Here is a 21,039-nt window from a genome sequence, read left to right as displayed (position 1 = left end):
CGTAGCGGCTGGCGGGGCGGCGTAGACCAAGCAGGCCGCGCAGCGTGCCCGCCTCGTACTCGCTACGGAAGGCTCCGCGGCGCGCCAGCTCCGGCACAAGCCCACGGGTGATCGCTTCGGAGTCATGCGGGATGGCGGCTGGACGCAGCCGGAAACCGGTCAGGCCGGCCTGCTGCCACTCCTGCAGCAGATCGGCCAGCTCGACTGGCGTACCGGTGAAAACACGCGCGTCCGAGCTGTACCCGGTACCGGCGAGGGAATCCAGCCGCGCCTTTCTCTCGGCCGCCTGCCCCGCATCGACGTCGAGGAAGACGACAAGGTCGCCGAAAACGTGCAACGGCTCATCCTCACGGCCGGCGGCAGCCTGTTCCGCGCGGACCTCCTGATCGATCGCGCGTGCCTGGCCGGCATCATGCGGGGTCACGTACACGACATCGGCTGCCCGCGCAGCGAGCCGGTAGGCGACGGCGGCATGCGCGAGTACGGTGACCAACGGCTGGCCCTGCGGCGGGCGCGGCGTGATCGACGGACCGCGGACCTTGAACCATCTCCCCGCGAAGTCGATATGGTGCAGCTTGTCGCGGTCGATGAACCGCCCGGTTGCCGCGTCGCGGATCTCAGCGTCGTCCTCCCAGCTGTCCCACAGCCTGCGGACCACCTCAACGTAGTCGGCGGCCTCGTCAAACAGATCCCGGATCAGCTCGGCGACTTGGGGCGCATCCCGGTCCGCGAACCGGAACGCGGGGATATCGCGCCGGCCGACATGAGCCGCCTCGGCCTGGGCCGCGCTGACCTGGATGCGCGAGCCGGCACGGCCGGTGCTGACATAGTCGAGGGTGGCGATCGCTGTGGCGATGTGGAACGGCTCGGTATGGGTGACCCGCACGGTCGGTACGAGCCCGATGCGGCTGGTCCGCGGGGCGACCCGGGCGGCGACCAGAACCGCGTCGAGGCGTCCGCGGACCTGGTCCGTGCGGCCGTCCGGGCCGTGGTAACGCGAGGACTGCCACGCCAACGAGTCCTCGATCGTCACAAAATCGAGCAGGCCGCGTTCGGCCTCCTGCACCAGGTCGACCCAATAGCGGGCGGTGAACAGCTCGTCGGCCCGGGCATCCGGTTCCCGCCACGCCGCGGGATGCCAACCCGCGCCGTCAAGCGCAACGGCGAGGTGCAGTTCGGACGATGTGGTCATCGGGTCTCTTCCTGCTCTGACTGGGTCCTGCCCTGACCGGTGGGAATCCGCCGGGACAATGACCGTGCGGGGCTGGCTTCGGGCACAGGGGCACAGGGGCACAGGGGCACAGGTAGGCCGTCAGTCGGGCCGTGCCCATGCCTGGGCGAGCAGCTCATAGGACCGCACCCGGTCGGCGTGGTCGTGGGTGATCGTGGTGATGAGCAACTCGTCGGCTCCGGTGGCATCGCGCAGTATGCGCAGCCCCCGCACAACGGTCGCGGGCGAGCCGACGAACTGGGTGTCGAGCCGATCGGCGACCAGCGCACGCTCCTGGTCGGTCCATGGGTAGGCCGCCGCCTCGGCAGGCGTGGGGTAGGCGGCGCCTTCGCCGGAGCGGATGTTCGCCACCCACGGGCCGTACCCGCTTGCCAATCGGCGGGCGGTTGCGTCATCGCCTGCGACAACGACATCCGCGGAGACCATGACCCGTGGTTCCCGCAACGTCGCCGACGGCCGGAACGCGGCCCGATAGGCCACGACGGTGTCGAGCACGGTGGACGGGACGATGTGGTAGTTCGCGGCCAGCGGCAGCCCCAGTTCGCCCGCGGTCCGCGCACTGTCGCCAGCGCTCGCGGCAAGGATCCACAGCTGCGCATCGGCGTCCTCAGCGGCCGGCGACCGCAGGTGCGTCCCGTCCGGTGTGCGGTAGTCGCCGCGGATGAACGCCTGAATGTCCCGGACGTCCTGTCCGTAGCGCTCGGCCGCATCGTCGCGATGGCCGACCACATCCAGCTGCCGCTGAAGCCGACCGGGATCGAACACGATTTTCGCTGGCGCCGGGATCAGCAGGCCGTCGATCACGGAAGGCCTGGCGGTCGTACCGCCTCGCGGCGACGACTCGGCGGCCGACCGGTTCGCCCGTTCGATCAACCTGCCCACGCCCGACCGACCGAGACCGAGGTCGATACGCCCGGGATGGATGTGCGCGACGGTCCCGAACTGTTCCGCGACGATGACCGGCGTGTGGTATCCGGTCTGCACCGCACCGGACCCGACGCGGATCGTCTGGGTGGCGTCGGCAACCAAGGCGATCAGCACGGCAGGCGCGGCGGAGACGACACCCAGAGTCAGATGGTGTTCGGCGAGCCAGTACCGGGCATAGCCGAAACGCTCCGCGTGCCGGGCAAGGTCGATCGTGTTGCGTAATGCCTCAGCGGCGCTCGACCCAGAGGTCGAGGGCGCGAGGTCGAGCACCGACAACGGGATGGGGCCTCGGACAGGCATGCACGCCACCGCCGGCCCGTCAGTGATCCGTATCCGTGGCGGCGATGCCGCGGCGTCGGCCGTGACAGGTCAGCGGTGCGATCGACGGCGGCATTCTCCGGCCTTTCGTTCCTCGTTCGAGCGGCGAGTGGAAAGGTGCCCCGGGCGGTACCCGCCGCGCGCGGCGGTCGGGCCGCCCGGGGAGTGCGGAAAGATGTTTCGTTCGATGTACGACCGGGTCGCGCGACTGGTGGGCCAGCTGGTGAAGCAGATCTACCCGGCGATGGCCGGCCTGCCGCGCCCCGGCACGCGCGGCCTGCTGGGGCGCGGGACTCCCGAGCCTGGTGGACTGACGGATCAGCGACAGCGAGCGCTCGCGCTCCGCCCGAAATCGACGCAGCGCCGACACGTCAGACGCGGAGAAGCGAGCATATCCAACACTTTCGGTAAAAGAACATTGTCGAGTCAATAAGTAGAGAAGTGATTTACATCACAATGTTCGCTTGGAAATCCGTCCAGAGATCCAGCCAGGACGCCCGACTACAGGAAAGTGGATCAAGAAATGGGGCTGGAGTGCGTGCGACGCGAGAAGCACAGGGAATCACCCTGGCCCTTGGGGTGTCACCGACGAGCAGGGGCACCCGTGCATCGCGCGGCGATCGATGGGAAGCGATGCGACGAGAGGCGCGCCCCAGCCCCGCTCCCTGATCCACGCCCCTGTTGCCGGGCGCTCTTGCCGGAGCGGGCGCGGATGAGCCGCCCACTGGCCGAACGCCCTGTCCTCGGGCGCTCTAAATAGCAGCTCATTTTGGACAAACAACGAGCGGGCGGAGATCTCCGCGTGGGCTCCCGCGGGCCCCTGCGCACGATCTCCTCAAGCGATCCGCGGTTATCGCGGGCACGCCGCGGCTCCTCACCATCTCCATGACGGCCAGGTCAGCGGCCTCGAGCGGACGACCGGACCCGAGTAGCACAAGTGCTATCCTGGGAGCGTGGACGAGATAGGACTGCGTGAGGTGCGGCAGAACGCAAGCGAGCTGGTGAGACGGGCCCAGGCCGGCGAGCGACTGACCATCACGGTCTCCGGCCGACCAGCAGCCGTTCTAGGCCCAGTGGCCCCACGCGCGTGGCGGCGTTGGGACGATCTCGCCGAGGTCATCGCCCTGCCGGCCGACGCCGACTGGCCCGCCGATCGCGCACTCGTGGACAACACCGTGACGGACCCTTGGGAAGATCGATGAATCGGGGTGTCCTCGACACAAGCGTACTGGTGGCCACGGACGTCCTCCCGATCCCTGGCGAGCTGGCCGTCAGCGTCATCAGTATCGCCGAACTCCAGTTCGGTGTTCTCGTCGCCAAGACACCCGAGGCCCGCGCGAACCGACTCGCCAGACTCAGCGCACTCCAACGAAGATTCGACCCGCTCCCGGTCGACGACGCCGTCGCCGACAGTTATGGACGGCTGGCCGCCCGAGTGGCCGAAATCGGCCGCCAGCCACGGGCGCGGACGATGGACCTGTTGATCGCGGCAACGGCGCACGCACACGGAGCCAGCCTTTATACCCGCAACTCCGCTGACCTGGCCGGCCTCGAAGATCTCATTACAATAGTGATAATCTAGGAAAAATCGCCAGATGCCGGCCCAGCCTCCCGCCGTGGTCCCTGGTGGTGGTCACCGTGACCTCCCAGCGGATCACCCGGAATTCGACCGGGCCGATCCGCGAGATCCACGACCCGTCGGGCAATGTCCGTAGCACCGGTAGCCGCCGGTTACCCGTGACCCGGATGAGCAGGTCGGCGCCGGTCACCGCGATCGCCTTGATCGTCGAGGTGCCAGCGGACCCGCGGTCCGCCACCCCGGCCAGCGCCGCACCGTGGCCATATACCCCGATATACCCCGACGGGAAAGTGCTGCTCAACCCGGTCCGGATCCTCCCGGCACGCCAGCGTCAGCCCGTCCGCACCCGGCTGCTTGCCCCGCTTCTTCAGTTCCTTCGTGGAACGGAGTGCCGCCCGGTGGGGCTGCGTCGCCGAAGATTCCCGCCGGGATGCTCGCCTCGAACGGGATCATGCGGTCCAGGAGAGAACCGCGACCTCACGCATGGCCAGATCCTATCGCATATTGACCTATATCCTCCTTTCCAGGCCGCGGGCGATGAGAAATCCTTGTGGGGTGGATACGGGCAACGCACGAGGCGGAAGATGCGGCGTGGGCAGCGGCGGCGCCGCATCTTCGCCGGGTGCGAGCGCCGAGCCCATGGTCCCGGGATGAGCCGGTGGCCGGTGTGGTACCAGCATTGAGTTACGTGCGGTAACTGGCCGGCTCGGTCCCGGACGTGGCGGCCTCATGCTTGTCCTGGCAGTTTCCGGCGGCGGGAACACACCCGAGCGGTGGCAGGCCAGCGGGCACAGGCTCCCCATGATGTGCCGCTGGGCCCGAGCATGCGGGAATGATGGGGACGGTTCGAACGAACTGACGAATGGAAAACTGTATGTGCGGCATCGCAGGCTGGGTAGATTTTGACCGGGATCTGACCAGGGAACGGACTACGGTGTCCGCCATGACCGCGACCATGGCCTTGCGGGGACCCGACGACACAGGGATTTGGTTAAGTCCGCACGCGGCGTTGTGCCACCGGCGGTTGGCGGTCATCGACATTGCGGGCGGCCATCAGCCCATGGCCGCAGAGGACATGGCAGTCCTCACCTATAGCGGCGAGGTGTACAACTTCCGCGAGTTACGGACGCAGCTGGAGTCGAAGGGGCATCATTTTCGTACCCACAGCGACACCGAGGTCGTGCTACGCGGTTATCTGGAGTGGGGCGAGGGCATTGCCGAGAGGTTGAACGGCATCTACGCGTTCGCCCTGTGGGACTCCCGAAGCGAGGAACTCCTGCTTGTCCGCGACAGGATGGGTGTCAAGCCGCTCTTCTACTACCCGCTACCGGGTGGCGGGCTGCTCTTCGGGTCGGAACCGAAGGCTATCCTGGCGCATCCGCGGGTCGATCGGGTGGTGGACGCCGACGGCCTGCGCGAGGTATTCACCATCGCCCAGACGCCCGAGTTGTCAATCTATAAGGGCATGCACGAACTCAGGCCCGGGCAACTGCTGCGGTTCAGGCGGGAGGGCCTGCGCAAGTGGCGATACTGGGCGCTCCAAGCCCACGAGCACACCGACGATCTCCACACGACCATACGCGTGGTGCGCGAACTTCTCGAGGACATCGTGGAACGGCAGCTGGTGGCGGATGTGCCGTTGTGCAGTCTGTTGTCGGGTGGCCTCGACTCCAGCGCGATCACCGCGCTGGCCCTCAAGCACGGGGACATCCGTTCATTCTCGGTCGACTTCGCCGGGTACGGCGACCACTTTCAGCCCGATGAGATGCGCGGTTCCCCCGACGGGCCGTTCGTACAGGACGCCGTGCGGTACCTGCGCCCCGAACACACCGATATCATACTCGACACCGCCGAGCTCACCGATCCACGATTGCGCTCCAGTGTGATGCACGCGTGGGAGTATCCACAGCTCAGCGGGGACATGAACACCTCGCTGTACATGCTGTTCCGAGCGATCCGCGGTCACTCGACCGTCGCGCTGTCAGGGGAGTCAGCCGATGAGGTGTTCGGCGGATACGCCTGGTTCCACCTGCCGAAAGTGGTGGAAGCCCCCACGTTCCCCTGGCTTGTCGTCATGATGCAGAAGCAGCGTCCCGACGACCTCTTCGACCCGAGGCTACGTAAGCAGCTCGATATTCTCTCCTACGAGCGCGACAGGTACCACGAGGCACTGACAGAGGTGCCTCATGTATCCCGGGCGGACTCCCGTGAACGGCGGATGAGGGAGATCTCCTATTTCCACCTGACCCGTTTTGTGAACATGCTGCTCGACCGCAAGGATCGACTGAGCATGGCCCATGGCCTGGAAGTTCGTGTGCCATTCTGTGACCATCGACTGGTGGAGTACCTCTTCAACGTTCCCTGGTCGTTCAAGACCTTCGACGGGCGGGAGAAAAGCCTGCTGCGCGCCGCGGTCTCGGATCTGTTGCCGCAGTCGATCCTGGAGAGACGCAAGAGCCCGTACCCCGCTACACAGGACCCCGCATACGGGCTCGCTTTGCGTGGCACTCTCACCGAACTGATCGCCCACGGGAGCGCCCCGGTGCTGCCACTGCTGGACCAGAAGGCTGTCGAAGCGCTGCTCGCGACACCAGCCGAGGCGACGTCGAGTACCGTCACACGCGTCAGCCTGGAGATGGTGCTGGACCTGAACGCCTGGCTGGAATCCCAGGCGCTCCGCGTCGATGTGTGACGAGCCCCGCTACCCGCGCCGCAGCACGGGTAGCCACATCGCCGGTTCATCGCATGCCGCCGAATCGGGAAATTCCACCTCCAGTTTTTCCTTGCGATCCTGCAATGCGCCCTGTTCGGGGAGCCCACACCACCCGCCGTCACCTGTCCGATTGGAGTGGTTTCTATATGCGTACGCATGAACTGAAGACCGGAAGGTCGTTTGGCGTCAATTTCGATCACGGAGAAGATTTCTTCCAGGCGTTGGCGGATTTCTGCCGGGAGAACGATGTCCGGCAGGGATACATTCCGATGTTCCTCGCCGCCTTCGCCGAGACCGAGATCGCGGGAACGTGCCAGCGGGTCGAGGACCCGGCAGCGCCGGTGCGTCTTCCTGTCTATCTGGAGAAGGTCGAAGCCGTTGGATCCGGCACTTTCTCCTACGCGCCCGAAAAGAACGAGACCGTGCCGCACGTCCATGTCACGGTTGGTCTGAAGCAGCACTCGGCGCTGGCGTACTCGAGCCACCTCATATCCGCCAAGGTTCAGTACCTCACTGAAATGCTCGTCACCGAGGTCCTCGCGCCCGAGATGCGCCGTCCGGTGCACAGCGAGCTCTGGGACGTCCCCCTCCTCACGTTCGAAAGCTGAGTGTCGTGCCACCTGAATCCTTTCCCTTCCCGGAAGAGCCGCTCGGTAAGCGTCCGCCGAGCTGCATGTGGCGCCGTGAGAACGATCCGCTGGGGCAGGTTGAACTGCCAAGTGGTGACGTCGTGCGGCTTGCGGTGCGCTTTGACGACGTCGAGGCCGTGCTCACCGATCCACGATTCAGCCGGGACCTGAGCAGGCCTGGGGCGCCCCGGCTACAGCCCGGTGCGGACATGTCCGACGACCGCGATACTCTGATCAACCTGGATCCGCCACGGCACACACGGGTACGTCGCATTCTCAGCCGCGCGTTCTCCGCGCGCAGTGCCGAAGGATGGCGGACGCGCATCCGGAAGATCGCGCAGGACCTCGCCGACAGCATGCTGGCAGCCTCGCCACCCGCCGATCTGATGACGGCATTCGCGGAACCGCTCCCGCTTATGGTGATCGCTGAAATACTCGGAGTCGCCGACAGCGATCTCGACCAGTTCCGTTACTGGTCGGCTGTGGCCATGCGCATCGGCCCGGACAGCGTGGCCGAGCGCGGACGAGGGCGCGACGAGTTTTTCGCCTACTTGACCGCGCTCATCGAGCGTCACCGTCGTGAGCCAGGCACGGACCTGCTGGACGCCATGATCGAGGCAAGTGACGGTGACGATCGCATGAGCGGGGCGGAGCTGTGCGACGTCACCCGCTCGCTCCTGCTGGCCGGCTACGAGACCACTATGACAACCATCGGGCGCGGAGCGTTCACTTTGCTGCGCCACCGTGAGCAGTACGAGGAGCTCGTGGCGGACCCGAGCCTGGTCCCCCTAGCGGTCGAGGAGATTCTCCGGCACGACTTTCCGGCCGATGTGGGCTTCCTCCGTCTCGCCATGGAAGATGTCGAGCTCCCGTCCGGATGTGTGCGCGCGGGCGAAGGAGTCATGCCGCTGATCTCCTCGGCTCATGGTGACTCCACCAAGTTCCAGGACCCGGACACGTTCGACATTCATCGAACAGACAACGGGCACCTGGCTTTCGGGAAGGGGCCGCACTACTGCATCGGCGCCCATCTCGCGCGTGTGCAGCTGCAAGAGGGGTTCGCCGTGCTCGCCCGTACCATGCCGAATCTGCGTTTGGCGGTACCCGCAGACGAGGTGATCTGGAAACCGGACATGATGACCCATTCCATTGCAAATCTCCACGTTGCATGGTGATTCGAGGGGAAGTCGAAGGTGAATACCACAGCTGAGGATTCCGCACTTCACCGACCGGATGACCCGGCCCGGGCAGCAAGGGATCAACCGTTTATCGAACGCATCGCCAACTGGTGCGAAGAATTCCTGTGTCGACCGCATCCCGAACTCGGCCGCAGCGGCTCGGTGTGTCCCTTTGTCCCGCGTGCCATGTCCATGAACAGGATCAGTTTCGTGGTCGTGCGTACGGAGAACCGCCCGGCAGCCGCGATCGATCAGGAGATCGCCGAGTACCAGGACGTCTTCCTGCGTATGGAACCGCGGTCCGGACCGGAGGCCATGGACAAGGCGATCCTGGTGATCCTGCCCGATGTGAGCGATGAGGACGCGCCTACCATGGTGGACGAAACGCACCGCAGATTGAAAGCGCAGTTCGTCGAATCAGGTCTCATGATTGGCAGGTTTCATCCGCGGAGTGAGCAGGGTGGGCTGCACAACCCCGCGTTCCGGCCGCTGCGCAGCCCGATTCCGCTGCTCGCCATCCGGTATATGGTCGACTCCGACCTGCCTTTCTTGAATCGCGTCGACGATCCTGTACCCGATCGCATCAAATTCCTTAAGGCATACGGACGGCGTTTCGACGGTGCCGAAGAGTCCCGCTGGTCTGAGCGAGGCCAGGCAGCGCTCAGTGAGATCCGGCTGAATCCGGAATCGGCACAGTGACGGCCGACGTAACGCGCAGGGTCGCGATTGTGGCAGGCGGCACCCGCGGGATCGGTGCGCGGATCTCCCGACGGCTCGCCGACGACTTCGACGTGGTCGTCGGTTTCGTCGAGGACACTGTATCCGCTGACAAGCTGGTTGCTGAGATCGTCGGGACCGGGGCCGGACGAGCGCTGGCGGTTCGCGGCGACATCAGCGAGCCAGACGATGTCGACCAGCTGTTCGCGGCGGCGGAGAAGGCGTACGGCGGTGTGGACATCGTGGTCAGCTGTGCGGGGGCGCACGCCGACCGGCGAGGCCCCTTGGCCGACACCGATGACGAGAGCTTCCGTCGTGTTGTGGATGTCAATTTTCGCGGCACGTTCAACATGCTGCGGGCCGCATCAACCCGGGTGCGGCCTGGCGGACGCATCATTACCTTCTCCAGCTCGGCTGCCGCCCTGGGTGCGCCGGGGCAGGCGGTCTACAACGCGTGCAAGGTCGCGGTCGAGGTGCTGACACGTCAACTCGCCAAAGAGCTGGCGGGGCGGAACATCACGGTCAACGCCGTCGCCCCCGGTCCCACCGGCACTGAGCTCTTGCTGCGCGGCAGGTCCCCGGATGCCATCGAAGCTTTGGCCCGGCAGATTCCGCTCGGCAGGATTGGACGTCCGCAGGACATCGCCAAGGTGGTGGAGTTTCTCGTTGGCGAACAGGGCGGCTGGGTCAACGGGCAGGTCATCCACGCCAACGGCGGGCTCGTCTGACAACGCGCCCGCCGGAGTCCAGGCACTGGGAAACACACTCTCTCGGAGAGGAGCACCGTCATGCCAGAAACCCGGATGTTGCCGGGAAATTGTGCTGGAGTCTTTGATGACGTCGAGGTGGTGGTCGCCGAGCCGGAGGTGTTCGCATCTTTCATCGAGGATGCTATAGGGGAGTATCGTCTTGGTCTTGAGTCGGTGGCCGCGGGCGGTTCACGCCTGCACCGCCCCAACAGTTTCGGGCTTCTCGGTGGAACTGTGGAAGGCGACGCGATGGTGCTTCGAAGGATCGCTTTCGCCGACAATGTCCGAGCCGTTGACTCGGTGCCGATGGAGGAGTTCAAGAAGAACATCGCCCCCAAGTTCGGAAAGCAGTACGATGATGGCGAGAGGGGATTCTGGTGTGACTCGCGCCAGCTCCTGAAGGTCGTGCGTGAATTCGAGGACAACGGACTCGAGATGCTCGGGTCAGTCCATATGCATCCTGACTGGCACCGGGTGGGGCCGCCGCACGAACGGGGCACGGAAAACCTGAGCGAGAATCCCAGCCGTATGGATGAGTACCTTTTCCGAAACGCTGGCTGGCCGCTTAACATCATCTGCTATCTGGAGAGCCGGGAGGGTGGCGTCACGCACACGTACGGCGCGTGGCGTCCGCCCGTATCCGAGGGCGCGAAGGCCGCGAAGATGCCCATCAGGTTCTTCGCATAGGGCCATAGCGGCGCCAGCCGAACCAAGGCGCCAGCCTGAACCAGGGCGCCAGCATGTCGAATTCAGCCGAATGCGGAGGCAATATGGGAACCTATCCTGACACCATTGGTCTTGTGGTGACGCCATCCGACACGAGGTACGACACGGCGCGCAGCATCTGGAACAAGCGTTTCGACTGCCGGCCCCAGGCTGTCGTATACCCACGGGACGCCGAAGAGACAGCAGCCGCATTATGTTATGTGCGCGACCATGGCATCCCCTTCCGTATCCGTTCCGGTGGCCACAACGTCGAGGGCTTCTGCACCCTCGACAACGGCATCGTGATCGACGTGTCAAGGCTGGGGTCTGTGGCCGTGAACAACGACCGGAGCCGGGCTGTCATCGGCCCCGGTGTCCTCCTGGGCGAGGTATACGCGGCTCTGTGGTCTGTCGGCGGCACGATCCCGGCGGGAGTCTGCCCAGACATCCGGATCGGTGGTCACGTCCTCGGTGGCGGGATCGGGATGCTCGTGCGGTCGCGGGGCCTGCTCATCGACAGCCTTGTCGGTCTCACCGTGGTCGATGCGCGGGGCAGGATCCTGGCGGTCGACGAGACGAACCACGCAGACCTGCTGTGGGCCTCGCGGGGCGGCGGCGGCGGGAATTTCGGGATCGTCACCTCCTATACGTTCAAGATGCGGCCTATTTCCGAGGTGACGCTGTTTACGATGAAATGGGACTGGGACGACGGCATCGCGGTACTCGATGAATGGCAGCGCTGGATCCTTCGAGCGGACGAGCGCGTGAACGTCAGGTTCAACCTGTTCCCCAGGTCTGCCGGAATGGCCATGACGACCGGGCTGTTCGAAGGCTCGGCCGACGAGCTGAAATCAATCATCAAGCCGTTGGTCGACGCACATCCGCCGCGCGAGACTTCCATGCGCACCGTGCCTTACATGGACAGTGTGGGCACGTGGACTCAGCGGGTTCCGTCGATACGGGCAAAATTCGTCCCCGCGCTCGCCGCGAGACCGCTCGACTCATACGCCATGAAAATCCTCGATCGCTGGCACAGGACTGCGCCCGCCGGAGTCAGGACGGGGTTCTACGGACTCGGCGGCGCGGTGCTGGGTGACGTTCCGCCGGAACATTCGGCATTCGCGCACCGAAACGCGTCCATCTGCGTGGAGTATCTCGGGCACTGGGACGACGCGGAGTCCGATCGTGAGCATCTCGACTGGCTGTGTGGCATCCGCGACGAGATGCTCCCGTTCATGACGGGCGGCGCCTACGTCAACAGCCCGGACCGCGATCTGGCCAACTGGCTGCACGCCTACTACGGGGACAGACTTCCCCGGCTGATGGATGTGAAACGTCGGTACGATCCCCATAACGTCTTCAGTTTTGAGCAAAGCATCCCGACATCTCTGACCCTGCCGGAAGCCCACGCCGCGGGCCTGACCGACGCGGTCATCGCCGAGCTGCGTTCCAGGAATTTGCTCTCGGCCTGAGAGCGCGTTTGAGATCGTCATTCCGGCTCGCCGCGCCCAGGCCGTTGCGATTCACAGCTGATCGATCGTCCACCTGCCACCTATTCACCTATTCATCTATTCACCTACCGATGCCAGCGCTGCCGGTGTGGGCACGTAGGCCACCGGCGCATGCGCTCGGATCCCGTCCGAACCAATCACATCCCCATCTGATCAGGGAGACACCATGGACAGCCGCATCAAGACGGTTGTGATCCTCGGCGGGGGTACCGCTGGCTGGATGACCGCAGCCTACCTCGGCAAAGCGCTTCAGAACACGGTGAAGATCGTGGTGCTGGAGGCCCCGAGCATTCCACGGATCGGTGTCGGAGAAGCCACCATCCCCAACCTCCAGCGCGCTTTCTTCGACTACCTCGGTATCGCCGAGGAAGAGTGGATGCGCGAGTGTAACGCCAGCTACAAGATGGCCGTGAAGTTCATCAACTGGCGCACCCCCGGGGAGGGCAGCCCGCAGCCGCGGTGCGGCTATGGCCACGTGGACGCCTTCCACCACCCGTTCGGCCTGCTGGCGTCCGCCGACCAGATCCCGCTCTCCCACTACTGGGCGGCCAAGAGGCTGCGGGGCGAGACCAACGAGCCCTATGACTACGCCTGCTTCACCGACACCGCGATCATGGACGCCAAGAAGGCCCCGCGCTGGCTCGACATGCGTCGGGCGACCACCTACGCCTGGCACTTCGACGCCCAGCTTGTCGCCAGGTTCCTGCGCAACTTCGCAGTGACTAAGCAGGCGGTCGAGCATGTCGAGGACGAGATGACCGAGGTGCTGACGGACGAGCGGGGCTTCATCACCGCGCTGCGCACCGCGTCGGGGCAGCTCCTTGAGGGTGATCTGTTCGTCGACTGCTCCGGATTCCGCGGACTTTTGATCAATCAGGCGATGGGCGAGCCGTTCATCGACATGAGTGACCACCTGCTCTGCGACAGCGCGGTGGCCACAGCCGTGCCGCACGACGACGAGGCGAACGGCATCGAGCCCTACACCTCCTCGATCGCCATGCCGGCTGGATGGACGTGGAAGATCCCCATGCTGGGCAGGTTCGGCAGCGGCTACGTTTATTCCAGTAGCTTCGCCAGCCGCGACGAGGCCACCGTGGACTTCGCGCGGCTGTGGGGGCTCGACCCTGACCAGACCACGTTCAACCACATCCGCTTCAGGGTCGGCCGCAACCGCAGGGCCTGGGTGCGCAACTGCGTCAGCGTCGGCCTGTCCTCCTGCTTCGTCGAGCCGCTGGAGTCCAGCGGCATCTACTTCATCTATGCGGCCATACACATGCTGGCCAAGCACTTCCCCGACCGGAACTTCGACAGGGTGCTCATCGACCGGTTCAATCGCGAGATCGAGGAGATGTTCGACGACACGCGGGACTTCCTCCAGGCACATTACTTCTTCTCGCCGCGCGTGGACACGCCGTTCTGGGCGGCGAACAAGAAACTGCGGCTTGCCGACGGCATCAAGGAGAAGGTCGAGACCTACCGGGCCGGGCTGCCGGTGAACCTGCCGATCACCGATGAAGGAAACTATTATGGCAACTTCGAAGCCGAGTTCCGCAATTTCTGGACCAACGGCAGTTATTATTGCATATTTACGGGACTCGGTATGCTGCCCCGCTCCCCGCTACCCGCCCTCGCCTACAAGCCCGAGTCGCTCGCCCGGGCCGAGCTGCTGTTCGCCGACATCAAGCGGAAGCAGACAGACATGGTGGCTTCACTGCCGTCCACCTACGATCTGCTGCGCCAGCTGCACGGTGTCTCATGACCAGCGGGACACGCCAGCAGCGCTACCGCGACCTGATGAGCGCCTTTCCCACCGGTATCGCGGTGGTCGCCAGCCTCGACACCGAAAAACAGCCACGGGGCATGACGTGCTCGTCGATCACTAGCGCCACCTTGGATCCACCGACGCTGCTGGTCTGCCTGCGGATCGGCAGCGCCACGCTGCAGGCGGTAACGTCCCACGGCAGCTTTACCATCAACCTTCTGCACGAGGGTGGGCAACATGCCGCGGAGGTGTTCTCGGGCCCCGACCCCGACCGCTTCGCACGGGTGACCTGGAAACAGTCGTGGTCTGGTTTGCCCTGGCTGGTCGAGGACGCATTCGCCATGGCGGAATGTCAGGTCAGCGGCATCCTACGGGTCGGCGATCACGCTGTGGTGCTCGGGGTGGTAAACATGATCTATCAAACCACGGGTACTCCCCTGCTCTACGGCCTGCGCAGTTTCGCCGCGTGGCCGCAACCGGTGACGAGTGATTGTCTCTCGCTCTGTGCCGAGTGACGCAATACACGCTTTCACGAAGTAACGAGCTACCGAGAAGGAGGCTCATGGCAACGAGTCCTGTCCATCGCCCGGCTGCCCGGATTTGTGAGCTCGACAGGTTCTCCGCCTACCGCTCCACGGACGCACCGGTGGATGACGACGAGGAGATCCTGGATCTGTCGAACAACGAACTCATGCTGCCTCCGCTGCCGGCGGTGGCGGAAGCGCTGTGTCAGAGCAACAAAAAGATCAATCTATATCCGGACCCCACCGCACGCTTGCTGCGGCACGGCCTCGCCCGATACTTCGGTGCTGATGCAGAGGAGATCACGGTCGGACCGGGCAGCGCCGGGGTGCTGCAGCAGCTTCTCCTTGTCCTGTGCGGCCGTCACGACGAGGTGCTCTACGCCTGGCCTGGCTTCGACGCCTATCCCCTGCTGATCGCAGTGGCGGGTGCCAGGGGCGTACCGGTTCCGCTGACCTCCACCGGCGAGCACGATCTGCCGGAACTGCTGGCAAGCGTGAATTCACGTACCCGTGCGGTCATCCTGTGTTCCCCCCACAATCCCACGGGCTGCCGCATAACCCGGCGCACTCTTCGTTGGTTCCTCGACAGCCTTCCGCCCCATGTGGTAGCTATCCTTGACCAGGCATACATGGAGTTCAGCGAGGAAGACGATCCGCGCGACCTCGACATCGTCCGCGAGTGCCCGAGAGTCGTCCTGCTGCGGACGTTCTCCAAGGCCCACGGGCTCGCGGGGCTGCGTGCCGGCTACGCCTTCGCCGCATCGGACATCGCGCGCCTTGCCCGTAAGACGGTCATCCCGTTCTCTGTCACCCGCATCGCCGAGAACGCGGCGGTGGTCTCGTTGGAGCAGAAGAAAGAGCTGGCCACCAGGATTGACCTGGTGCGACGGCTGCGTACGGATCTCCACACGGGCCTGGGCGCCTGTGGCCTCGCACCCACACCTTCGTACGGAAACTTCGTCTGGATTCCACTGGGTACGTCGTCGGAGCGTTTCGCCGCGTCGGTGTTGAAAGCGGGAGTGAAGATCAGATCTTATCCCGAACACGGCGTGCGGATCTCAGTGGGTACCGAAAACGCCCATCGGCGTGTGCTCGATGCCGCCAGGGAATATGCTGATTCCGAGATTTCGCCTAAATCCGCGGTTTCCGCCGGGGGCGTGGCACGATGAGATTTCGATCTCACGAGCCTGCCGGCCATTGGGGACAGGTGCGCTGGTAAGGCTCGCCGGGGAGGTAGCTACGCCACTCCACCTGAGTGAGGTTGCGCCCCGCGATACGGCAGGCGGTGGCCACCCAGCCCTCGATGCCGACGTCCCAGATCTGAACGGTTCCTCCGGAGGTGCCGGCCAGCGCGATGGTGCCGTCCGGGCTGCGCGAGAGTGAGTACGCGTCATGCGGCAGTGGCAGGGGCTCGCCTATCGGCGCGAGGGTGGTGGTGTCCCACAGCTGTGCAATGCCGCGCCCGTTGACGGTACTCGTCGTCATCACGACCCGGCCGCCACGGAGGAACTCGACCCCACCGAGACTCGGCGTCGGCAGCCTGCGCCGCACGGCCCCGGTTTCGACAGCGCGGAACTCGACGACGCCGGCCGGTACCGTCCCGTAGCCGACCGCCAGTGTCGTGCCGTCCGGTGAGAACACCACCGCCGGAGGGCCGACCGCGTCCAGCTCGAGCCGCTGCGACCACACCGTCCGGCCGGTGGCGGCGTCGAACAGGCTGATGGTGCGGCCTGGGACGTCCTCGGCGGCGAGCCAGCGCCCGTCGTGGCTGAAGACGAGGCGCAGCGCGTCCGGCGCGCCCGGCGCGCCTGGGCTTGGTGTGGCCGCCGTGGCCGACTGCCCCACCAGGCGGGGCCGCTGCGGGTCACCGATATCCCAGAGCAGGACCGAACCGCCGGCGGCCACGGCGACCCGGCGCCCGGCCGGGCTCCACGCGACGGCGTCGGCGCGCGCTGCCGGCCCGGTGCCGGCAAGCACCGCCAGTTCGGCGCCGCCGGCCCGCTCCCACGACACGGGGATGTGGGACTCCGGCGGGGCGGCTGTGCCATCATCACGCCGCCGTTGGCCCCAGAGCCGGACCGTACCGTCCCGGCCCGGTGCGGCGAGCAGGGTGCCGTCCGGGCTGAACGCGGCGGGGGCCTCGACGGCGCCGTCGAGCAGCGGCCCCTCGAGGCGGCCGGTGCCCGCATCCCACAGCAGGACCCGCCGGTCGTCAATGCCCTGGGTTGCGATCTCGGTGCCGCCGGGGATGAACGCGGCCACGACGCGGCCGTCATGGCCGTCCAGGGTCCGGCCGAGCGGTGATGTGGCGGCGTCCTGGCGCCAGATGTCGGCCTCGGCCACGCTGCTGGTGAGCAGCCGTCCGCCGGGCAGGAAGGCGACCGGGACGATCCCAGGCCGGGAGAATGTGGCGGCCAGCCGGCCCGACGGCAGGTCGAACACCCGGGTGAGATCGGTCTCCTCGTCGTTGGCGACCAGGCGCCGGCCGTCGCTGCTGATCACAGCGCCGGCGCCAGCCCTGGTGAAGCCGGTCAGCGGTGCCTGACGCAGCTGCCCGGTGTCGACGTCCCACAGCATCACATGGTCACCGAGGGCGGTTGGCAGTGTGACGCCGTCGGGGCCGAAGAAGCCGAGGCGTCCGGGCAGCTCCCGCAGGAACTGTCCGGTATGAGCGTCCCACACCCGCGTCGATGAGCCACCGGTCCCTACCCCGGCGAGCCGGCTCCCGTCCGCGTTGATCACGACAAGCGGGATATCGCCGGGTTTCATCGGGACCTGCAGCGGTGGCCCGACCTGTCGGGGCGCGTCGGGAACAGAGCGGTCCCACAGGACGATCCGCCCGCTGTTGTCGACCGCGAACAGCCGGGACGGGTTGTCCGGGTCGAACTGCCCGTAGGCGAGGCCGTCCCCGGCCCGGATGGGTGCCCCGACCTGTTCGCCGCGCATGACGTCCCAGACGACGATGGTCCCGTCGTTCCCGCCGACAGCGAGCATCGTGGCGTCCGCGCTGAAGACGGCGAGCTGGCGGCCGGTGGGCCAGTGCAGCGTGCGCTGGACTCGGCCGGCGGTCAGGTCCCACACGGTGACCGTGCCGTCTCGCCCCGGGACGGCGAGCAGCTGCCCGTCCCGACTCACCGACGGGGGCACGATCGGCAGCAGGCCGGGGGCGCCGAACCGGATGATCTGATCGAGGTTGGCCGGGGTGTGGACGAGCGCGGTCACCAGACCGCCTTCGGTGTCCCGGGAAGGGGCGAGCCGGTAGCCCTCCACGCCGAGCAGCAGCGCCAGGTCGACCTGGTCGGTGTCGAGGCCGGCGGCCAGCGTCGCCAGCCTGCTGCCCTGCGCCGACCGGGTGGCCCCGCGGGCCATCTGTGCCTGCTGGTTGGCCGCGCCGCGCTGCATGACCGCCACGCCGACGCTGGTCAACGCGATCACCAGCAGCCCGGCCAGCACGGCGGCCAGCACCCGCAGCCGCCGGGCGCTGCGCCGGGCGTGGTGCAGCGCGCGTTCCTGTACGGCGGCGGAGGCGTCCAGGAAGGCGCGCTCCAACAGGTTGGCGTCCCCGAGGTGGGCGGTGGCCCACTCCTGGGCAGCGTCGAGACGGGCGCCGCGGTAGAGGTCGGCCGGGTCGCGGCCGGCCGCGGCCCAGGCGCCGGCGGCCTCGGTGAGGTGGCGGTGCACCCGCCGGCCGTCGCGGTCGGCTTCCAACCAGGCCCGCAGCCGGGGCCACTCCCGCAACAGCGCCTCATGGGCAACCTCCACCGTGTCGCCGTCGGCGGTGACCAGCCGCCGCTCGACCAGGGCGGCGAGCACGGCGTCCTCTGGCCCACCGCCGGCCAGCTCGGCCCGCGGCGCCCGGCGGCGCAGGTCATCGGCGGCGCCCTCGCCGGGGGTAGCGAGCCGGAGAAACACCTTCCGGGCAGTCGCCTGGCCCTCGGTGTCGAGTGAGTCGTAGACGCCGTCGGCGAGCCGGGTGATCGCCCCTGCCATCCCACCGGCTTCGCGGTAGGCCGCGGTGCGCAGCACTCGGCCGTCGCGGCGCTCCCAGGTGGCGAGCAACGCGGTGGACAGCAACGGCAGCGCCCCCGGCTCGTGGCGGACATCGGCCAGGACCGTGTCGGTGAACCCCTCCTCGAGCTCGAGTCCGGCGACGTGGGCGGGTTCGGAGATCGCCCGCCGTAGCTCGCTTATCGTCATCGGGCCGATAAGTACATGGTTGCCACCGATGAGGTGGGCGAGCGCCGGGTGGCGGGCGAAGTGGCCGTAGTAGTCGGCGCGGACCGTGAGGACGGCGCGCAGGCGGCCGTCGCCCCGCTCGAGCGCACCGGCCAACACGTCGATGAACTCCTCCCGGCTCTCCCGCGCCCAGGTGGTGAACGCCTCCTCGAACTGGTCCAGAACGAGGAGCTCGTTCCCACCGCTATCGACGTCGATTGCGGCCGGGTCGACCGTGCCGGCTCGCAGCAGCCGGATCCGCCACCGCTCGCTGCCGGGTAGCACGCCCGAACGCAGCGCCGGCACCAGCCCAGCCCGCACCAGCGACGACTTCCCGCCGCCCGACGGGCCCACCACTGTCAGCAGCGGCGCGGCCACACAGCGGGCCACCAGCTGGGCCACCAGCCGTTCCCGGCCGAAGAAGTACGGGGCGTCGGACTCCTCGAAACGTGCCAGCCCCTTGTACGGGCACAGGACGGCAGCCCTCCCGCCGGCTAGGTCGGCGGGCCTCTCCGGTGCGGTGGAGCCATCAGGTGCCGCAGCGCGGCGGCGGAGCCTCGCTCGCTGCAGGTAGAGGACGTCGGCGACCATCGCGTGCTCGGCCGCGCCCAGCTCCCGCCGACCGCTGACCAGCCACGCGGCGCTCCGGCCGACCCGCTCCCCGCCCCGGGTATCCGCCCAGCCGGCCGCATGTTCGTGTACCCGCGCGGGGACGCCGCCGGAGGACGCGGCCACCGCTTTGGCTGCCTCCGCGAGTTCCTCGTCAGTCACATAGCCGGCCACAATCGTCCTGACCTGCTCCAGCCCGAGTGGACCGAGCCGCAGTACCTCCTGAGAGCCGGCTTCGGCCGCACCGGGCGGGCGGTCCGTCTCTTTTTCTTCCGTCCGGTCGCCGACGGGTCCGGTGACGGCGACGACGAGTACCGATAGCCGCACGGCTGCGGCCGCCAGCCGCTGCAACTCAGCTGGGTCCGCCCCCGGCGGGTCGTCGAGGACGACCAGCACCGGATGCTCCGCCGTGGTTCCCACGAGCATCTGGGCGTCCACTGGGCCAAGGACGACCGCGGCGCCCCGGCTGCCCACCCGGCGTGCGAACTCTGCCACCAGCCGGCTGGCGCCCATCCCCGGTGCGCCCTCGACGATCACGACCCCGCCCGAGCCGTCGAGGGCACGCCCCCACGCCAATTCAAGGTGACGCAGTTCCCCCTCCCGCCCGACCAGCGGGTTCCGGTCCGCGTCCAGCCTGGCCGGCAGCTCCTGCGGACGCACCGCGTCCGGGCGCAGGCTGGGCTGTTCGGCGAGGATGGCCGCTTCCAGCGCCCGCAGCTGCGGGCCGGGCTCCACCCCGATTTCGTCCACGCTCCGGGTCCGGGCCGCGCGGTAGGCATCCAGCGCCTCCGCCTGCCGCCCTGATTCGTACAGCGCGACTATCAGCTGGCCTCGTAACCGCTCCCGCAACGGGTACTCGGCCACCAGCCGCTGCAGCTCGCTGACCAAGGCCGAGGCATGACCGAGCGCCAGTTCGCCGTCGATGCGGTCGGCCACGGCGGCGAGCCGCAGCTCCGCCAGCCGGTCCCGCTCGCTTACCACGAACTCGGCGTCGTCGAGGTTCTCGTATGCCTCCCCCCGCCATAGCCCCAGCGCACGCCGGAGGCGGGCGAGCGCGAGTTCGGGGGCACCGGCCGCCAGTGCCTGCCGCGCCTGCCCGGCGAGCTGTTCGAACACGGCCGCGTCCAGGGCCGCCGTGCCGGCCCGGAGGCTGTAGCCGGGCGGTGAGGTGATCAGGATGCGCCAGCCAGCCCGTGGGCTGTCTGGTTCCAACAGCCGGCGCAGCCGGGAAATATAGCCCTGCAGCGTCTTCTCCGCCGTCAGCGGCGGCTCCGCCCCCCACACCCCGTCCACCAGCCGCGACACCGACAGGACCCGGTTATGCTCGGACAGCAGCAAACCGAGCAGCGCCCGTTCCCGCGCGCTCCGCAGCGGCAGGAGTTCGCCGTTCCGGCGGACCTCCAGCGGCCCGAGCACCCCAAACCATAACCCGGGCGGGGCGGCCCCGACGCCGTTGCCGACGGACCCGTGCGGTGCCGCCGTCGATCCGTCGACGGTGGCGCCCGTACCCTCTCGAGCCATATTTCGGTTACCCTTCCGCCGTCGGACCCGTCTCGAGCTGCCCGGCGACGCCTCTCAGCCGCCACTCGCAGCTCGGCTCGACCAAATTTTCGCCCCGTCGACCGTCAGCACACCGACAGTTTGAATGATCTCAAAGCTTGAATTAAGAGCG

The 21,039-nt window shown here is 67.1% G+C and carries 16 protein-coding genes; 12 read left to right on the top strand and 4 right to left on the bottom strand.

What is annotated here, in order from left to right:
* A partial coding sequence (locus tag MJ783_RS11745) for an LLM class flavin-dependent oxidoreductase (RefSeq protein WP_239310446.1) occupies nt 1–1,192 on the bottom strand: 1,192 nt, incomplete at its 3' end.
* A gap of 120 nt (nt 1,193–1,312) precedes the next feature.
* Nucleotides 1,313–2,458 (bottom strand): LLM class flavin-dependent oxidoreductase, encoded by a 1,146-nt coding sequence (locus tag MJ783_RS11740; protein WP_239310445.1) that lies wholly within the window; start codon nt 2,456–2,458, stop codon nt 1,313–1,315.
* A gap of 971 nt (nt 2,459–3,429) precedes the next feature.
* Between MJ783_RS11740 and MJ783_RS11735 the strand changes: the two genes are divergently transcribed.
* Together MJ783_RS11735 and MJ783_RS11730 are read left to right on the top strand one after the other, a co-directional pair.
* Complete coding sequence (locus MJ783_RS11735; protein ID WP_239310444.1) at nt 3,430–3,678, top strand: type II toxin-antitoxin system Phd/YefM family antitoxin; 249 nt, start codon at nt 3,430–3,432, stop codon at nt 3,676–3,678.
* Nucleotides 3,675–4,058 carry a type II toxin-antitoxin system VapC family toxin gene (locus tag MJ783_RS11730; protein ID WP_239310443.1) on the top strand — a complete coding sequence of 128 codons (384 nt, stop codon included), beginning with the start codon at nt 3,675–3,677 and terminating at the stop codon, nt 4,056–4,058. The genes MJ783_RS11735 and MJ783_RS11730 overlap by 4 nt, the downstream gene beginning before the upstream one ends.
* Here MJ783_RS11730 and MJ783_RS11725 read toward each other — a convergent pair.
* The gene (locus MJ783_RS11725; protein WP_239310442.1) at nt 4,039–4,356 is read right to left on the bottom strand and encodes a hypothetical protein; all 318 of its coding nucleotides are present in this window, start codon (nt 4,354–4,356) and stop codon (nt 4,039–4,041) included. The genes MJ783_RS11730 and MJ783_RS11725 overlap by 20 nt on opposite strands.
* A 573-nt stretch (nt 4,357–4,929) precedes the next feature.
* Here MJ783_RS11725 and asnB point away from each other — a divergent pair.
* The 10 genes from asnB (at nt 4,930) to MJ783_RS11675 (ending at nt 15,712) form a co-directional block, all read left to right on the top strand.
* Nucleotides 4,930–6,747, top strand: a complete 1,818-nt coding sequence (gene asnB / locus MJ783_RS11720) for an asparagine synthase (glutamine-hydrolyzing) (protein WP_239310441.1) — start codon at nt 4,930–4,932, stop codon at nt 6,745–6,747.
* Nucleotides 6,748–6,914: 167 nt separating this feature from the next.
* Nucleotides 6,915–7,376, top strand: a complete 462-nt coding sequence (locus MJ783_RS11715) for a PPC domain-containing DNA-binding protein (protein ID WP_239310440.1) — start codon at nt 6,915–6,917, stop codon at nt 7,374–7,376.
* A 5-nt stretch (nt 7,377–7,381) separates the two neighbouring features.
* Nucleotides 7,382–8,572 carry a cytochrome P450 gene (locus MJ783_RS11710; RefSeq protein WP_239310439.1) on the top strand — a complete coding sequence of 397 codons (1,191 nt, stop codon included), beginning with the start codon at nt 7,382–7,384 and terminating at the stop codon, nt 8,570–8,572.
* 18 nt (nt 8,573–8,590) lie between these two features.
* Nucleotides 8,591–9,274, top strand: a complete 684-nt coding sequence (locus MJ783_RS23650; protein WP_370651602.1) for a DUF6875 domain-containing protein — start codon at nt 8,591–8,593, stop codon at nt 9,272–9,274.
* Nucleotides 9,271–10,020 (top strand): SDR family oxidoreductase, encoded by a 750-nt coding sequence (locus tag MJ783_RS11700; RefSeq protein WP_239310437.1) that lies wholly within the window; start codon nt 9,271–9,273, stop codon nt 10,018–10,020. The genes MJ783_RS23650 and MJ783_RS11700 overlap by 4 nt, the downstream gene beginning before the upstream one ends.
* 60 nt (nt 10,021–10,080) lie before the next feature.
* Entirely contained in the window at nt 10,081–10,728 is a 648-nt protein-coding gene (locus tag MJ783_RS11695; protein WP_239310436.1) for a hypothetical protein, read from the top strand.
* Nucleotides 10,729–10,811: 83 nt separating this feature from the next.
* Entirely contained in the window at nt 10,812–12,218 is a 1,407-nt protein-coding gene (locus MJ783_RS11690; protein WP_239310435.1) for an FAD-binding oxidoreductase, read from the top strand.
* Between the two features lie 205 nt (nt 12,219–12,423).
* A complete protein-coding gene (locus tag MJ783_RS11685) occupies nt 12,424–14,016 on the top strand; it encodes a tryptophan halogenase family protein (RefSeq protein ID WP_239310434.1) in 1,593 nt (530 codons plus the stop codon).
* Nucleotides 14,013–14,534 carry a flavin reductase family protein gene (locus tag MJ783_RS11680; protein WP_239310433.1) on the top strand — a complete coding sequence of 174 codons (522 nt, stop codon included), beginning with the start codon at nt 14,013–14,015 and terminating at the stop codon, nt 14,532–14,534. Before MJ783_RS11685 ends, MJ783_RS11680 begins: the two co-directional genes overlap by 4 nt.
* 47 nt (nt 14,535–14,581) lie before the next feature.
* The gene (locus tag MJ783_RS11675) at nt 14,582–15,712 is read left to right on the top strand and encodes an aminotransferase class I/II-fold pyridoxal phosphate-dependent enzyme (protein WP_239310432.1); all 1,131 of its coding nucleotides are present in this window, start codon (nt 14,582–14,584) and stop codon (nt 15,710–15,712) included.
* Nucleotides 15,713–15,722: 10 nt separating this feature from the next.
* On the opposite strand, the gene MJ783_RS11670 is transcribed toward MJ783_RS11675, so the two are convergent.
* A complete protein-coding gene (locus tag MJ783_RS11670; RefSeq protein WP_239310431.1) occupies nt 15,723–20,888 on the bottom strand; it encodes a BTAD domain-containing putative transcriptional regulator in 5,166 nt (1,721 codons plus the stop codon).
* Nucleotides 20,889–21,039: the final 151 nt, after the last annotated feature.

The sequence above is a fragment of the Protofrankia sp. Cj3 genome (genome assembly GCF_917627355.1).
Classification (GTDB): Bacteria; Actinomycetota; Actinomycetes; order Frankiales; family Frankiaceae; genus Protofrankia.
This window is presented reverse-complemented; position numbering and strand designations above follow the sequence as displayed.

Excerpts from the sequence above, each read along its gene's own strand:
- MJ783_RS11740 (WP_239310445.1), bottom strand. The coding sequence starts at position 2,458 with ATGCCTGTCCGAGGCCCCATCCCGTTGTCGGTGCTCGACCTCGCGCCC.
- MJ783_RS11730 (WP_239310443.1), top strand. The coding sequence starts at position 3,675 with ATGAATCGGGGTGTCCTCGACACAAGCGTACTGGTGGCCACGGACGTC.
- asnB (WP_239310441.1), top strand. The coding sequence starts at position 4,930 with ATGTGCGGCATCGCAGGCTGGGTAGATTTTGACCGGGATCTGACCAGG.
- MJ783_RS11715 (WP_239310440.1), top strand. The coding sequence starts at position 6,915 with ATGCGTACGCATGAACTGAAGACCGGAAGGTCGTTTGGCGTCAATTTC.
- MJ783_RS11695 (WP_239310436.1), top strand. The coding sequence starts at position 10,081 with ATGCCAGAAACCCGGATGTTGCCGGGAAATTGTGCTGGAGTCTTTGAT.
- MJ783_RS11690 (WP_239310435.1), top strand. The coding sequence starts at position 10,812 with ATGGGAACCTATCCTGACACCATTGGTCTTGTGGTGACGCCATCCGAC.
- MJ783_RS11685 (WP_239310434.1), top strand. The coding sequence starts at position 12,424 with ATGGACAGCCGCATCAAGACGGTTGTGATCCTCGGCGGGGGTACCGCT.
- MJ783_RS11680 (WP_239310433.1), top strand. The coding sequence starts at position 14,013 with ATGACCAGCGGGACACGCCAGCAGCGCTACCGCGACCTGATGAGCGCC.
- MJ783_RS11675 (WP_239310432.1), top strand. The coding sequence starts at position 14,582 with ATGGCAACGAGTCCTGTCCATCGCCCGGCTGCCCGGATTTGTGAGCTC.
- MJ783_RS11670 (WP_239310431.1), bottom strand. The coding sequence starts at position 20,888 with ATGGCTCGAGAGGGTACGGGCGCCACCGTCGACGGATCGACGGCGGCA.